The sequence below is a fragment of the Croceibacter atlanticus HTCC2559 genome (assembly GCF_000196315.1).
GTDB lineage: Bacteria > Bacteroidota > Bacteroidia > Flavobacteriales > Flavobacteriaceae > Croceibacter > Croceibacter atlanticus.
Genome location: NC_014230.1, coordinates 539,467 through 555,114, shown reverse-complemented (window position 1 = coordinate 555,114; position 15,648 = coordinate 539,467). Strand labels below are relative to the sequence as shown.

Genomic DNA, 15,648 nt, shown 5'->3' with positions numbered 1-15,648 from the left:
CCCAATGCTAATGCTATGCCAATGTTAGTATCAATTGGTACAGGTAAACCTGGAAAAGGTGTTAAAGAATTAGGTGGCGGTGGTCCATCATTAGGTCTTGCCGCTATGGCAGAGCAAAGCAGTGTGGTTAAGCTTAATAATGTTTTAATAGTTTGGGGACTCATAAACAATACTTGCTGTAAGCGATAAAAATTCGCAACTAAAATATACAATTTAATGAAGTATCTTAAAAAACACTAGATTAAATTATTGTTTTTTATTTATATGTTTCAAAAACAGAGAATTAATTTAGTAAGTAATTACTTGTTTTCTTCTGCTTTATAAATAGCATATTTTTTTTCCATCTCTGCTTGAAATTCCTCCATGACAGGTTTAACAGTACTTTCAGGAAGGTCTGCAATTTTAATATACATTAGTCCATCAACAGAATTATTAAATAAAGGATCTACATTAAACGATAGCAATCTTGCATTTTGTTTTATATATTTTTTTAAAAGTACAGGTAATCGATTGTTTCCAGGTTCAATTTCATCTATAATTTTATCAAACTTGTTTAGGTCTGCTTCACTAGCATCAAATACAAAGTCTTTATCTGCATCTTTAAGCTTTACCTTGAATTCCTTTTTTGGCCGTACAAACTGTGCAAAATAAGGGTCGTAATAATGAGATTTCATAAACTCAATCATTAAACTCTTACTAAAGTTTGAGAAATTATTGCTTATGCTAACGCCACCAATTAGATAATTATGCTCAGGATAACGTAAAGTGGTATGTACTATACCTTTCCAAAGTAAAAATAAAGGCATTGGTTTTAATTGATATTCTGCAATAATAAATGCTCGACCCATTTCGATAGACTCACTTATAAGTGTGGTTATTTCTGGTTCAAACCTAAACAGCTCGTTCATATAAAAACCTTCAATACCGTAATCCCTGAAAATTTCTTTTCCAAGCCCCATTCTATAAGCACCAGCAACTTTTTGAGCGTCATTATCCCATAAAAATAAATGGTGATAATACTCATCATATTTATCTGTGTCAATAGATTTGTTAGTGCCTTCGCCTATGGCTCTAAAAGTTATTTCACGCAGTCTACCTATTTCTTGTACAATGTTTGGGATTATCTCTTTTTTTGCAAGAAATACTTCGTAGTTTTTGCTTTCTAGTAAACGTTTATCATTTGCTCTGCAGAACTCTACCTCTTTTTGCATTAAGTCATCTGGAGTCTCTCCAACAATTTTCTTAGGAGCTTTAGTTCTCTTAATTTGTTTAGGAATCTGATCTAGAATATTCTTCTTGTCAAATGAATTGTCCAACAAATAAGTCCTTTTTCTAATGTAAGCTGTAAAACCTTCAAGAGTTTTATATTCTAGTTGGTCTTTTGCTGAAATAGGATGGCCAATCCTTACTTGAATTTTTCGATGCTTTTGAGACAACATCTCACCAGGTAGCTTTGCAGTTCTTAGTGTAGGACTTAATTTAGATAATCTATAAAAAAGTGCACTATTTTTCGCTTTAAAATAAATAGGAATAATAGGAACATTAGCTTTTTGAACTAATTTCATAGCACTAGGTTCCCAAGGTTTATCTGCAATTACGCTATCTTCTTTATAGGTTGAAACCTCTCCGGCAGGAAACATACCCAACGGCTTTCCATCTCTTAAATGAGATAAAGCTTCCTTTAAGCCGCCAACGCTAGACTTTGCTTCTTTATGATCCTCAAAAGGATTTACAGGCATTATGTAAGGTTTTACAGGCTCAAGCCTATGCAAAAGAAAGTTTGCAATAATCCTATAATCTTCTCGCTTGGCAAGTAAAAGTTTCATTAAAATTAAACCATCTATACCTCCTAAAGGATGGTTTGAAACCGTTATAAAAGCACCAGTTTTTGGAATTCTTTTAAGGTCTTCTTCAGGAATATCAAATTCAACTTCTAAGGTTTTTAAAATAGAATCTATAAACTGAACACCATTAAGATCCTTTCTGGTCTCATAAATGGCATTAATCTTAGAAAGCTTAGTGGCTTTTAATAAAACACTTCCTATAGTATTACCTAACAAACCAAGCTTGTCTAGTTTAAGCACTTTAGCAATTTCATTAGCAGAGACTATAGGCATATTAAAGTGTGTTAGTTAATGCAAAATTACAAATTATTAAGCCTTTACAACGAGCTGTACAGTTTCCGTCGCAACTTGTTTTAGTAAAACATCAAACTGCCCTTCTATGCGTTTAACTGCAACATCGTCAAAATGTCTTATGGTATATAGTGAAACACCTTCTGTAAACGATACCTTAAACTTTGCTTTTAAGTGATTTATAAGGTTGTTTAATTGTCTAAACTTGTTATCTACACATACTGAAAAACTAATAGCAGAATTTTGAATTAAATCTACCTTCATTTGATATTTATGAAACAAGCTAAATATCTCACTAATATTATCTTCAACAATAAAACTAAAATCTAATGATGATAAAGAAATTAATACTTGATTTTTCTTTACTATAAAGCAAGGTGTGTGTGGAACTAAAGTTTGTCCTTTGCTAACAGCTGTGCCTTGTGTTGTAGGGTTTAAAAAAGACTTTACGTATAATGGAATTTCCTTTCGTTGTAATGGTTGTAGTGTTTTTGGGTGTATTACAGAGGCACCATAAAACGCCAATTCAATTGCTTCTTCATATGAGATTTGCTCTAATAATGTAGTATTTTCAAACTCTCTAGGATCTCCATTTAAGACACCTTGAACATCTTTCCAAATTGTAACACTTTCAGCATTTAAACAATACGCGAAAATTCCTGCAGTATAATCGGAACCTTCTCTGCCCAGTGTTGTTGTGTAGTTGTTATCATCTGCACCTATAAATCCTTGTGTTATCGTAAGAGAAGATTTGTTTACCTGTGCTTGTATAGCTTCCTGAGATGTTTCCCAATTTACCTTAGCGTCCCTATAGGTGCTGTCTGTTTGTATACAAGACCTAACATCTAGCCATTGGTTTTCTAATCCTATATCTTGTAGGTAATTAGATATAATAGTGGTTGATATTAGCTCACCATAACCAACAACTTGATCATAAACAAAATCATATTTTGGTGATTTGTTATGCTTTAAGAATCGTTTTAAATCAGAGAAAAAGGCACTTACTTTTGAGTAAACTTCATGACTTCTGTTTGAAAATAACTGGTCTAATATAACTTGATGATACATTTCCAGGTCATTAATTTCTTGAGAAAGCTGTGATTCCTTATTAAAATAACAAGAAATAACACGCTCTAAAGCATTGGTGGTTTTTCCCATAGCAGAAACAACTACAACTTTCTGTTTATGACCTGTAACTTTTAAAACTTCAACAACATTTTTTACGCCTTCGGCATCTTTAACAGATGCGCCTCCAAATTTAAATATGTTCATTTTTTTTAGTCAGTTAGTTTGTAGTATAATTATTAAGTTGCTCTTTGTTCATTTGTACCAAATGCCAATCTTTAAGTATTGTTGCTCCGCTGCGCTCATAAAACTTAATGGCATTAGTATTCCAATCCAGAACTACCCATTCTGCTCGCCCAACACCTTCTTGTTTTGCATAGCTAATAACCTGTTTAAAAAGAGCGTTACCCAATCCTGTTCCTCGTTTTGAGGCTCTTACTACTAAATCTTCAAGATGAAGTGTTTTACCTTTCCAGGTAGAATACCTAAAGTAAACAAGTGCCATACCTTCTATAATATTATTTACTCTTGCTACAAAACAAGTAAATAAAGGCTGTTTACCAAAGCCATCATTTATGAGGTCATCCACAGTAATATCTACTGCGCCTGGCTCTCTTTCAAACGTGGCTAATTCCTGTATGAGTTCTAAAACAAAAGGCATATCGTCTTTTGTGGCAAGCTCAATAGTGATGTTTTTGCTATTCATAGCCTGCAAATATAGTAGAGACAAATCATTTAAGTTTAACGAAAACGTTGTAGACCTTTTATTTTTAGATATTTTTGTGAAAAATATCACTAGCAGACCATCTTATGAATAAGACTTTTCAAACATTAGGCGAATTTATCATCGAGAACCAAAGTGAATTTGCATACTCCTCAGGAGAACTCTCTCGCTTAATTAATTCTATAAGGCTAGCTGCAAAAGTGGTGAACCACGAAGTAAACAAAGCAGGTTTGGTAGATATAACTGGAGCTGCAGGAGATACAAATATACAAGGTGAAGACCAACAAAAGTTAGATGTGTATGCAAATGAGCGTTTTATACAAACCCTTACCAATAGGGAGATTGTATGTGGTATTGCGTCTGAAGAAAATGATGATTTTATAACTATTGAAGGGCATAACGAAGACCACCAAAACAAATATGTAGTTTTAATAGATCCTTTAGACGGTAGTTCTAATATAGATGTAAACGTATCTGTAGGAACTATTTTTTCAATTTACAGGCGAGTTACAAAATCTGGAACTCCAGTAACAATCGACGATTTTTTGCAAAAAGGGAATCAACAAGTCGCGGCAGGTTATATTGTTTATGGTACCTCTACTATGATTGTTTACACAACAGGTCATGGTGTTAATGGATTTACTTTAAATCCTGCAATAGGAACTTATTACTTATCTCACCCTAATATGAAGTTTCCAGAAGATGGTCATATATACTCCATAAACGAAGGAAACTATATACAGTTCCCACAAGGTGTAAAAGATTATATTAAATACTGCCAGGAAGAAACAGAAGATGGAGAGCGTCCTTATACCTCAAGGTATATAGGCTCACTTGTGTCAGACATTCATAGAAATATGATAAAAGGCGGTATATACATTTATCCAGAAACCTCAAAAGCTCCAAATGGTAAACTAAGGTTGTTATATGAATGTAACCCTATGGCATTTCTAGCAGAGCAAGCAGGAGGAAAGGCTAGCAATGGCTACCAAAGAATTATGGATATACAACCAACAGAACTTCACCAACGAGTTCCTTTTTTCTGCGGAAGTAAAAATATGGTTACAAAAGCAGAGGAATTTATGGCAAAAAGCAGTAAGCCATAGAGTTATTTAAACACTTTGTAATTTTATTCTTTTAAAAACTATATCTTCGTTAACATAATTTAACTTTTTCAGCATCCTGCATATGTCAAAAAAAGAAACAACTACCGATCAAAACGGAATTATAGATTCTACATCAAAGTTAGAAGCTATAAAAAATCTCATATTTGGTGAGAATATACAGCAATACGATTCAGAATTTGAAGCTTTAAAGAAAGACATTGACGCCAAAAGAGAAGCACTGCAAAACTATGTAGATGAAACTCGAGATGAGTTAATGAAAAGCATAGACTCTTTAAGTACAGATGTAAATATTAGAATTACTGAATTAGAAAGTACTCTTGAAGATAAAGCAGAAGACTTACAAGCTAAAAAAGTAGACAAAGACACTTTGGGAGATCTCTTAATTTCTTTGGGAGAAAAAATTCAAAAAAAATAGCATCATAAACGCCAATCATGGTGAATGAAAGCGATAAGCTCAAACTACTAAAAGAACTACTACTTACAGACGACACAACGTTTGCAAATAGAATATCTGAGCGTATAAATCATTTAGAAAATCACCTTAATGATAATGATAGGCTTTCTAAAAATGTAAAACCCATAATAGAGGAAGAGCTTGAGCATTTTGTAAAAGAAATGCCTAAAACATTGGGGCCAACAATCACCAAAACTCTTAAGGCAGAAATTAAAAACAGCAAGGATGAAGTTGTAGAGGCACTCTTTCCCATTTTAGGTAAGATGATTAAGAAATATGTAGCTCATGAAATGGAGCTGCTAAAGGAAAGCATAAACTCTAAGACCAAATCTATATTTTCTTTTGCAAGCTTTAAACGCAAGGCAAAATCTAAAATTACAGGAATAAGTGAAGAAGATTTAATTGTTAGTGAACTTGCAAACCCTAAAATTGAAGAAGTATTTGTTATAGAAAAAGGCTCAGGTATTGTAGAAGGTCACTATAGCATTAACCAGCATATAGATAAGGATATGGTTTCTGGTATGATTACCGCCATAAAAAGCTTTGTTGAAGATGCTTTTTCTGGAAAGGCAGAAAACTTAGAGGCAATTTCTTATGAGTTATATACTATTCATATTCAGAATTTTCATAAAAAGTATATCGCGGTTGTTGTTTCTGGCAGTTATACGATTATGTATAGAGAAGTATTAGAAGATAAGTTGTTAGATTTTTACGAAGCCTTATCAAAAAATAAAGCAGATAAAACCTGCGATAATATATTAGAAGAATTTTTTGAAGATGAGTAGCGCAAAAAAAATAGTCATACTGGGTCAGTTTGGAGTTGGTAAAACCTCCTTAACAAGACGTTTTGTAGATCAGGCTTTTTCTGAAGACTACTTAGTTACATTAGGTGTACAGATAAAAAAGAAAACATTAACTCTTAAAAATGGAGATGAGTTATCTTTAATAATATGGGATATAGAAGGCACCCGTTCTGTAAAAGATACTAGAGCATCATATCTGCTAGGATCACAAGCAATAATATATGTGTTTGATGTAACTAGAATTGAAACCTATGAAAATTTAGCTGAAGAGATAGAGATCTTAAAACAACACAATATCCCTATTAAGGTATTGGCTAATAAATCAGATTTAGCCGACATTAAGTCTGTCTTAAAATATGTAAAAGAACATAACCTTGATATAAATTACTTTACAAGTGCTAAATCTGGAAAAAATGTAGATAAAGCTTTTAATGAACTTGCAAATGAGCTTGGCGTATGACAAATTCAACCAGTATTTATTCTAGAATAAACACACAAGAAGTGTTTTGCGACCTAGAAGGAAAAATTATCGATTTCAATAATAACATCTTCAATTTTAAAAAAGGAGATAATATTTTTGAAAGCCATCCATTTTTTGAAAGCATTGCTGCAGTAATTATGGATAATCCAAATACTATAGATTCATTTCCTTGTGTTCATTTAGACATTAATCAACAAGATAGGATATGCGATGTCTCTTTTAAAAAAGAAGCACACCAACTTACAGTTACATTAATAGACTATACAGAACCTTATAAGGAATTAAATACAATAGCTCAGGAACGAAATGAATCTATTATTGCTAAGCAAATGTTGGTGTTAAAAAACCAGCAGTTAGAACAGCAAAACAGGTTTAAAAATAAATTCCTAGCTAATATAAGTCACGAAATAAGAACACCTTTAACTGCTATTGTTGGCTTTTCAGAATTATTAAAAAAAACCAATCTTAATTTTGAACAATTAGGATTATTAGATGTAATTACCAACGCTAGTGAGCAGTTAACTGCTACAATTAATGATATGTTGGATATTGCCAAGATAGAGTTAGGTGAGCTTAAAATTTCGAATGAAGAGATAAATTTAAAAGAAGTTATCCTAGATATAGCTAAGGTTTACAAAGAAAAAGCTAAAAGTAAGGGCATAAATTTTTCTGTAGAGTATGATGAGGAAATCCTTAGTAATACTATAGGAGATAAATTAAGAATTCAACAAGTATTAGGTAACCTTTTAGAAAATGCCATTAAGTTTACCAATGTTGGTAATGTCTCTTTGGTGGTTAAGAAAAGTTTTCAAAGAGCTAATAAAATAGGTGTAGATTTTTATGTTGAAGATACTGGGCAAGGTATTCCAGAAGATCATTTACGTTCTGTTTTTGAAAGTTTTCATCAAGTGAATGCTTCAGAAAAACAAAAGGGTACGGGCTTAGGTTTGGCAATTACAAAAACCTTGGTAGAAGCCTTAGAAGGAAAAATACAAGTAGAGAGTGAGCTAGGCAAAGGCAGTCAGTTTAGAGTGTATTTACCATTTAAATTAAACTTAAGAACGTCTCCAAAAACAATAGGTAAATCTATAGAGACATCTGTATTTAAAGACAATAAAAAATACAATTTACTACTTGTCGATAACAGTGAAATAAACCAACTGTTAGTTGTAAAATCCCTTTTAAATCATGGTGGTTTTTATGTAGATGTAGCTCAAGACGGAGAAAAAGCCCTACAATACATTCAAGTAAGAGATTATGACATTATTCTTATGGATCTTAAAATGCCAAACTTAGATGGTTTTGAAACCACTAGGGCTATACGTTCATTAAAAGATAGAGATTTAAAGAAAATACCAATAGTTGCACTTACCGCGTTTGCCTCTCAAGATCAAAAGAAAGCTTGTCTTAAAGCTGGAATGAACGCATATATATCTAAGCCTTTTAAGCAAGAGGAACTTATTTCGGTGGTCGAAAAAATCTTTTTAAAAGCAAATAACAAATAGAGATTCTATCTTAGGAAATCTTTTTTAAAGTTTAAAATAAAGCAAAACAATACCTAAGAATTTATTAAAAGCTTTATCAAACTAGGCATTATGATTAATTTTAGTCAAATGCCAAAACAACCATTACTTCAGTTTAATTCAAAAGGAATTTATTGTGCAGCAGCCAAGGTATATCTAGATCCTTGGAAGCCTGTAGATAAGGCTATTATTTCCCATGGTCACGCAGACCATTCACGTTGGGGTCATAAACAGTATATTACGCATACAAGTAACGTTGCAATTATTAAGCATAGGCTTGGACAAGACATAAATGTAAGTGGTGTAAAATGGGGTGAGCAATTTGTAATAAACAATGTGAAATTTAGCTTATTTCCAGCAGGTCATATTATAGGAAGCTCCCAAATTAGAGTAGAGCATAAAGGTGAAGTTTGGGTGTTTACGGGAGATTATAAAACAGAAGATGATGGTATTGCTGTGCCATATGAGCCTATAAAGTGCCATTCATTTATAACAGAATGTACCTTTGGCCTTCCAGCATTTAAATGGTTGCCCCAAAAACAAGTGTTTAATGATATTAATAATTGGTGGCAAGACAATCAAGACAACGGTCAAACTTCAGTGTTGTTTGGATACAGTTTAGGAAAAGCACAACGTTTGTTAAAGCATTTAGATCCTAGTATTGGTAAGATTTTTACTCATGCAGCCATTGAAAATATGACCGAAGTAGTAAGACCACTAGTACATATGCCAGAAACTATAAGAATTACAAGAGACACAAAAAAAGAAGATCTAAAAGGGCAAATGGTTTTAGCACCACCAAGTGCTCATGGTAGTCCTTGGATTAAAAAAATGGTACCTTATGTTACAGGAAGTGCAAGTGGTTGGATGACGTTTAGAGGAGCAAGAAGAAGACGCGCAATAGATAAAGGGTTTGTGTTAAGCGATCATTGTGATTGGCAAGGGTTGCTCTCAAGTATACAGGCAACTGGTGCAGAAAAAATTATTTGCACGCACGGTTATACAGATATCTTTTCAAGGTTTTTACAAGAACAAGGTTATGACGCCAGAACAGAAAGCACGCAATTTGAAGGCGAGTTAGCAGAACTTGAAACACAAAAAGAAGAGGCATCGTGAAACAGTTTGCATCACTTATTAAGACGCTTGATAGTACAAATAAAACCACAAAAAAAGTTGAGGCTTTAACACAGTACTTTAAAACAGCAAATGCAAAAGACAAACTCTGGACAATTGCCATTCTGTCTCACAGAAGGCCACCAAGGCCAGTAAACACAACATTGTTACGCCAATGGGCAAGTGAGCTGTCTGGAATTCCATTATGGCTTTTTGAGGAGTCATACCATATTGTAGGAGACTTGGCAGAAACAATAGCATTAGTAATTCCTAATGCAGAAGAAGACTCAGAGAAGCCCTTATCTCAGTTCTTAGAAGAAATAGTTGCCTTAAAACCCCGAAGTGAAGAAGAGAAAAAAGAATATGTAGTTGAAAACTGGACGTCCTTAAACTATTATGAACGTTTTGTGTTCTGTAAACTTATTACTGGTAGTTTTAGGATTGGTGTAAGCCAAAAATTAATGACACGAGCATTATCTAAAGCTACAGAAATAGACGAAGATATCTTGGCCTATAAACTTATGGGAGATTGGACTCCAAAATCCACTACTTTTCAGGAGTTAATTTTAGAAGAAAATGAAGAAGACTACCTAAGTAAGCCCTATCCATTTTATCTAGCTTATGCTATCGAAGGTGAACCAAAAGATTTAGGTAATGTAAAAGATTGGAGTGCAGAACATAAATGGGACGGTATACGAAGCCAAGTTATTATAAGAAATGACGAGCTTTTTGTGTGGAGTAGAGGCGAAGAGTTGGTAACAGATAAATATCCAGAATTTAAAGTGTTTACAGAGGCAATACCTAATGGCACTGTTATAGATGGTGAGTTGCTCCCTTTCCCCAATGGAGAAATTGGCTCTTTTAATGATATGCAAAAGCGTATTGGTAGAAAAACAGTGTCTAAGGCGCTTTTAAAGAAAGTGCCTGTTATCTTAAAGGCTTATGATTTATTAGAGTGGCAAGGAGAAGACTTAAGATCTAAACCATTTATTGAACGTAGAAAGGTTTTAGAAACTTTAGTTAATTACGTTCAGACAGAAACATTGCCTTTACAGCTAAGTGAGCGTATGAGTTTTTCCTCTTGGGAAGAAATGGCTAAAGAACGAGAAACGTCAAGAGATAAAAAATCTGAAGGCTTGATGCTAAAACGACTAGATTCTCCGTATTTAGTTGGTAGGAAAAAAGGTGATTGGTGGAAGTGGAAAGTAGATCCATTAACAATTGATGGCGTATTAACTTACGCAATGAGAGGTCATGGAAGACGAAGTAACCTGTTTACAGACTATACGTTTGGATTATGGAATGATGATAAAACAGAACTTGTAACCTTTGCAAAAGCCTATTCTGGACTTACAGATGCTGAGTTTAGAAAAGTTGATGCTTGGATTAAGAAAAATACTATTGAGCGCTTTGGTCCTGTAAGAAGTGTAAAGCCTCATCATGTTTTTGAAATTGCTTTTGAAGGGATTGCAGAGTCCAAAAGACACAAAAGTGGAGTAGCTACCCGTTTTCCGAGAATTTTAAGATGGCGACAAGATAAACCCTTAGAAGAGGCAAATACTTTAGAAGATTTAAAACGCTTAATTCCTTAAATTCAATAGTAATATGAATAGAAAGGAACTTTTATTAGTAGCAGAGCAGTGGTTTAAAGACCAAGGATGGTCACCTTTTCCTTTTCAAAAACAAACGTGGCAAGCTTTTTTAAAAGGACAACATGGGTTGTTAAATGCACCTACTGGAAGCGGAAAAACCTATGCGCTTTGGTTTCCAATTTTGCTTAATTACATAAAAAACAATTCTGAGTATAAAACCAAACATAAAAAAGGGCTAAAAGCTATTTGGATTACGCCATTAAGATCGTTATCACAAGAAATAAAACAAGCAAGTGAGCGTGTTATAAATGGTTTAGACTTACCACTTACAGTAGGTATTCGTACTGGAGACACCTCTCCAAAAGATCGGGCTAAACAAAAACGAGCAATGCCAGACCTGCTAATTACAACACCAGAAAGTTTACAACTATTGCTTTCCTCTAAAGGTTATGATAAGGTATTTAAAGATTGCTCAGCTATTGTAGTTGATGAATGGCACGAGCTTCTAGGCACAAAACGTGGCGTACAAATGGAGTTAGCCTTATCAAGATTAAAAACAGTTGCTTCCACACTAAGAATTTGGGGTATTTCTGCTACAATAGGTAATTTAGACCAAGCTAGAGAAGTACTCTTGGGACCACAAACAATGGCGTTTCAAAATTCAGTATTAATAAAGGCAAACATTAATAAAAAGATTGTTGTTAAGAGTATTATTCCAGATAAAATGGAAACATTTCCTTGGCGCGGTCACCTTGGTCTTCATTTATTAGATGAGGTAATTCCTATCTTAAAAGCTTCAAAATCTACGTTATTATTTACAAATACACGTAGCCAATGTGAAATTTGGTTTCAGAGAATATTAGAAAAACATCCTGAATTTGCTGGAGAAATGGCAATGCATCACGGTAGTATAAATAAAGATACAAGACTTTGGGTTGAAGACGCCATAAGAAACGAAACCCTAAAAGCAGTGGTTTGTACATCGAGTTTAGATTTAGGTGTCGATTTTGCTCCAGTTGAAACAATAATTCAAATAGGTGGACCAAAAGGTGTTGCCAGATTTTTACAACGTGCAGGTCGTAGTGGCCACCAACCAGGAAAAACGAGTGTAATACATTTTTTGCCAACGCACGCTATGGAATTGGTTGAAGCTTCTGCATTGCAAAAAGCAGTAAAAACGAAGGCGGTTGAAGATAGGTTGCCATACCTTTTAAGCTACGATGTTTTACTTCAGCATTTAACAACTTTGGCAGTGTCTAATGGTTTTCTTCCAAAGGATATCTACCCAGAAATAGCTTCAACATTTTGCTTTCAAGGTTTAACTCAAGAAGATTTTCAATGGCTCTGCAACTATTTAGTAATGGGTGCACAGTCTTTACAGGCCTATGATGAGTACAAAAAAGTTGAGGTAGAAGATAATGGATTGTTTAAGGTAAACAATAAAGGTGTTGCTATGCGACACAGGTTGCAAATTGGGACCATTGTTGGAGATGCAAACCTTACTGTAAAATATCAAACTGGCGGCTATATTGGTATGGTAGAAGAATATTTTGCCTCTAAACTTACACGAGGTGATGTTTTTACGTTTGCTGGTAGAAACCTTGAATTTATTAGGATTAAAGGAATGCAAGTTCACGTTAAAAACAGTAATAAAAGGACTAATAGAGTGCCTGCTTGGATGGGCGGCCGCTTAACGTTTTCTGCTCAAATGTCTGAGTTGCTACGTAATGAATTGTATTTGGCGGCTACCAACTCAAATAAGCAATCGAGAGAGCTTAAATCGCTGGCGCATATATTTAAACAACAACGTAAAGAAAGCTGTATTCCTAAAGACAATCAATTTTTAATCGAAACTTTTAAAACAAGAGAAGGCTACCATAATGTATTTTATCCCTTTGAAGGTCGTTTTGTACACGAGGCTATGGGAAGTTTATTAGCTTATCGTATAAGCTTACTGTCTCCCATCACATTTTCATTAGCCTTTAATGATTATGGTTTCGAAATACTTTCAGATAAAGAGGTAGATATAAATGAGGTAATTGATAATAACTTGTTTACATCAGAATATTTATTAGATGATCTTCAAAACAGTTTAAACGCTACAGAAATGGCAAGGCGTAAGTTTAGAGATATAGCGGTAATAAGCGGTATGGTCTTTACAGGCTACCCAAACCGATCTGTAAAAATGAAGCACTTGCAAAGTAATTCGCAGTTATTATTTGATGTATTTAGAGATTATGAAGCAGACAATTTACTCTTTCAACAGGCTTTTAGAGAAACTTTTGAGCATTCTTTAGAAGAAGGCAGATTAAGAGAAGCCTTAGAGCGAATTAAATTACAGCAAATTGTATGGAAACCTTGCAGCAAACCAACTCCATTTAGTTTCCCTATAATTACAGACAGGTTACGTGAAAAGCTTTCCTCAGAAAAATTAGCAGACCGCATTAAGCGAATGATTGCCACGCTTTCCAAATAATTTACTGCTTTGTACCATATAAATTTAATTTAATTAAGAATTAAAAGCTGTATTAAATTATATTCAACGTATTCAAAAAGATTTTCTTTTAATGTATTGTAGGCAAAGAGCATTCCCATAACTTTGTGAGGTGAATAAGCCAATTACTATACAAAACCACAATTTTACGCTTCACCCTAGCGGAGCTATGTATTGGCATGAAAGAGAAATGCTATTAATTTCTGACGTTCACTTAGGTAAGGTTTCACATTTTAGAAAACACGGTAGTGCAGTACCTAAAAAAGCAATTGCTAAAAACTTTGAAAAACTGCAAGATGTTATACAAAGTTTTGCTCCTAAAATAATTTGTTTCCTTGGTGACCTTTTTCATAGCAACCTTAATACAGAGTGGAAGCTTTTTGAACAATGGACAAGTACTCAAACTGCTGCTATTGTCTTGGTGGTAGGTAATCATGATATTATTTCTCCAGACAGATATGAGGAGTTGGGTGTAAAGCTTGTATCTGAGTGGGTTTTAGACGGCTTTCTTCTTACCCATATACCAGAAGAAAGAGATGCGCTATATAATTTTTCTGGACACATTCATCCAGGTATAAAATTAAGAGGAATAGGCAGGCAGTTCTTAAAATTACCAGCCTTTTTTCAAAGAAAATGCCAACTTATCTTACCAGCCTTTGGGGAGTTTACAGGTAACTATATTATGACTCCAGATAAAGACGACGTTGTATTTGCTGTTACTCCAGAAGAAGTTATCCTGGTAAATACTCAAGAGTAATCTATTTTACTAAATCTTTCTTAAGCTCCCAAAAAGCTTAATAATCAGCTTTATATTTTTCTATATTTGTGAGAATGGCACAACAATTAGTATCTCGTATTTTATTACAATTAGAGTTTCCTAAAGATTCTGGTCCTGTTTATACAGAGACCTTGCCTGGCAGTTTTCCTGTAGAGCCATTTAATACTTTTAGCAACATTATTTTTCTGGCAATTGTTATTTATTTTGGAGTTAAGATTTATAACTCTAATCAAACCCATAAATTTTTAGGATATTGGGTTCTTCCTATTTTATTTATAGGTTATGTTGGCGGCACATTATATCATGGATTAAGAAGTCACGAAGCTTGGCTTTTAATGGATTATGTACCAATTTTAGTGCTTACAGTATCTGCAGTATTCTATTTTATTTTCAAATTTTCAAAATCTTGGTGGCGACGCTTATTACTAGCAGCATTTTTTGTTGGTGGCTCATTTGGCCTTCGGTTTTTGCCGTTTCCAGTAAGATATACAGAGTCTATAGGCTATATAATTACAGCTGTTAGTGTACTATTGCCCATTTGTCTTTATCTATTTAAGGTAAACTTTAAACATGGAGTTTGGGTAGCGTTGTCTGCATTCACCTTTGCTTTGGCTGTTATGTTTAGAATTTCAGATAGGTTTGAGTTTTTATCAATGGGAACACATTGGTTATGGCATTTGGCAGGTGGTACAGCAGTTTTTTTTATGTTTAATTTCATCTATTTAGATAGACATCAAAATGTTAATTACTAATGGACTTTAATGCTGAAATAATATTAGAAGATGTAAGGGTAAAATTAAGTCCGCTTTCAAAAAAGGCTACAAAGCACTTGTTGCAATATTCCTTAAATGAACCCGAAACTTGGACCTACTCATTACAGCAACCAAATTCAGAAAGTGCTTTAGAAACTTACATACAAACGGCATTACAAGCTAAAAAAGAAGAAAAAGCATATCCTTTTATAGTTACAGATAAACGCGATAATAGTATAGCTGGATCTACAAGGTTATATGATATAAATCGTTATCATAAAACCTGTTCTTTGGGCTATACGTGGTATGGTAAAGCTTACAGAGGTACAGGCTTAAATACCCATTGCAAATATCTGTTGCTAAAATTTATTTTCGAAACGCTACACTTTGAACGCGTGGAATTTAGGGCAGATTATAATAATGCGCGAAGCATAAAAGCAATGAAAAACATTGGAGCTACTGTCGAAGGTGTTTTACGAAATAATTGTACAGCTCCAAATGGCCGCAGAGATAGCATTGTGCTTAGTATTTTAAGTAACGAATGGTTTGAAGAAGTACAACCAATGTTATTAAATAGATTAAATACTGAATAGACTCACGTAAAATC

At 33.8% G+C, this 15,648-nt stretch carries 15 protein-coding genes; 12 read left to right on the top strand and 3 right to left on the bottom strand.

Going from position 1 to position 15,648, the window contains the following annotated elements; translation table 11 throughout:
- Positions 1–15: 15 nt before the first annotated feature.
- Positions 16–189 carry a hypothetical protein gene (locus tag CA2559_RS13800; protein ID WP_013186231.1) on the top strand — a complete coding sequence of 58 codons (174 nt, stop codon included), beginning with the start codon at positions 16–18 and terminating at the stop codon, positions 187–189.
- Positions 190–299: 110 nt separating this feature from the next.
- Here the strand turns inward: CA2559_RS13800 and CA2559_RS02330 are convergent, their stop codons facing one another.
- From CA2559_RS02330 to CA2559_RS02320, 3 genes are read right to left on the bottom strand one after another with little or no spacing between them, the layout of a single operon-like run.
- Complete coding sequence (locus CA2559_RS02330; protein WP_013186230.1) at positions 300–2,117, bottom strand: GNAT family N-acyltransferase; 1,818 nt, start codon at positions 2,115–2,117, stop codon at positions 300–302.
- Between the two features lie 36 nt (positions 2,118–2,153).
- A complete protein-coding gene (locus CA2559_RS02325; RefSeq protein WP_013186229.1) occupies positions 2,154–3,407 on the bottom strand; it encodes an aspartate kinase in 1,254 nt (417 codons plus the stop codon).
- 13 nt (positions 3,408–3,420) lie between these two features.
- Positions 3,421–3,906: a GNAT family N-acetyltransferase gene (locus CA2559_RS02320; protein WP_013186228.1), complete on the bottom strand. Its 486-nt coding sequence runs from the start codon at positions 3,904–3,906 to the stop codon at positions 3,421–3,423.
- A 104-nt stretch (positions 3,907–4,010) separates the two neighbouring features.
- On the opposite strand from CA2559_RS02320, the gene fbp reads away from it, so the two are divergent.
- The 11 genes from fbp to CA2559_RS02265 all read left to right on the top strand — a co-directional run bounded on the left by fbp (position 4,011) and on the right by CA2559_RS02265 (position 15,634).
- Positions 4,011–5,030 carry a class 1 fructose-bisphosphatase gene (fbp, locus tag CA2559_RS02315; protein WP_013186227.1) on the top strand — a complete coding sequence of 340 codons (1,020 nt, stop codon included), beginning with the start codon at positions 4,011–4,013 and terminating at the stop codon, positions 5,028–5,030.
- 82 nt (positions 5,031–5,112) lie between these two features.
- Complete coding sequence (locus CA2559_RS02310) at positions 5,113–5,466, top strand: fructose 1,6-bisphosphatase (RefSeq protein WP_013186226.1); 354 nt, start codon at positions 5,113–5,115, stop codon at positions 5,464–5,466.
- 17 nt (positions 5,467–5,483) lie between these two features.
- Entirely contained in the window at positions 5,484–6,290 is an 807-nt protein-coding gene (locus CA2559_RS02305; protein ID WP_013186225.1) for a hypothetical protein, read from the top strand.
- Positions 6,283–6,768 carry a Rab family GTPase gene (locus tag CA2559_RS02300; protein ID WP_013186224.1) on the top strand — a complete coding sequence of 162 codons (486 nt, stop codon included), beginning with the start codon at positions 6,283–6,285 and terminating at the stop codon, positions 6,766–6,768. Before CA2559_RS02305 ends, CA2559_RS02300 begins: the two co-directional genes overlap by 8 nt.
- Positions 6,765–8,294 carry a hybrid sensor histidine kinase/response regulator gene (locus tag CA2559_RS02295; protein WP_013186223.1) on the top strand — a complete coding sequence of 510 codons (1,530 nt, stop codon included), beginning with the start codon at positions 6,765–6,767 and terminating at the stop codon, positions 8,292–8,294. The genes CA2559_RS02300 and CA2559_RS02295 overlap by 4 nt, the downstream gene beginning before the upstream one ends.
- Before the next feature lie 90 nt (positions 8,295–8,384).
- Positions 8,385–9,428 carry a ligase-associated DNA damage response exonuclease gene (locus CA2559_RS02290; RefSeq protein ID WP_013186222.1) on the top strand — a complete coding sequence of 348 codons (1,044 nt, stop codon included), beginning with the start codon at positions 8,385–8,387 and terminating at the stop codon, positions 9,426–9,428.
- Positions 9,425–11,017 (top strand): ATP-dependent DNA ligase, encoded by a 1,593-nt coding sequence (locus CA2559_RS02285; protein ID WP_013186221.1) that lies wholly within the window; start codon positions 9,425–9,427, stop codon positions 11,015–11,017. The genes CA2559_RS02290 and CA2559_RS02285 overlap by 4 nt, the downstream gene beginning before the upstream one ends.
- Before the next feature lie 13 nt (positions 11,018–11,030).
- Positions 11,031–13,493, top strand: coding sequence for a ligase-associated DNA damage response DEXH box helicase (locus CA2559_RS02280; protein WP_013186220.1), 2,463 nt, complete (start codon positions 11,031–11,033; stop codon positions 13,491–13,493).
- A 130-nt stretch (positions 13,494–13,623) separates the two neighbouring features.
- Complete coding sequence (pdeM, locus tag CA2559_RS02275; protein ID WP_013186219.1) at positions 13,624–14,268, top strand: ligase-associated DNA damage response endonuclease PdeM; 645 nt, start codon at positions 13,624–13,626, stop codon at positions 14,266–14,268.
- 74 nt (positions 14,269–14,342) lie between these two features.
- On the top strand, positions 14,343–15,041 hold the full coding sequence (locus CA2559_RS02270) for a hypothetical protein (RefSeq protein ID WP_013186218.1): 699 nt from the start codon (positions 14,343–14,345) through the stop codon (positions 15,039–15,041).
- Positions 15,041–15,634, top strand: coding sequence for a GNAT family N-acetyltransferase (locus tag CA2559_RS02265; protein WP_013186217.1), 594 nt, complete (start codon positions 15,041–15,043; stop codon positions 15,632–15,634). The genes CA2559_RS02270 and CA2559_RS02265 overlap by 1 nt, the downstream gene beginning before the upstream one ends.
- Positions 15,635–15,648 lie beyond the last annotated feature (14 nt).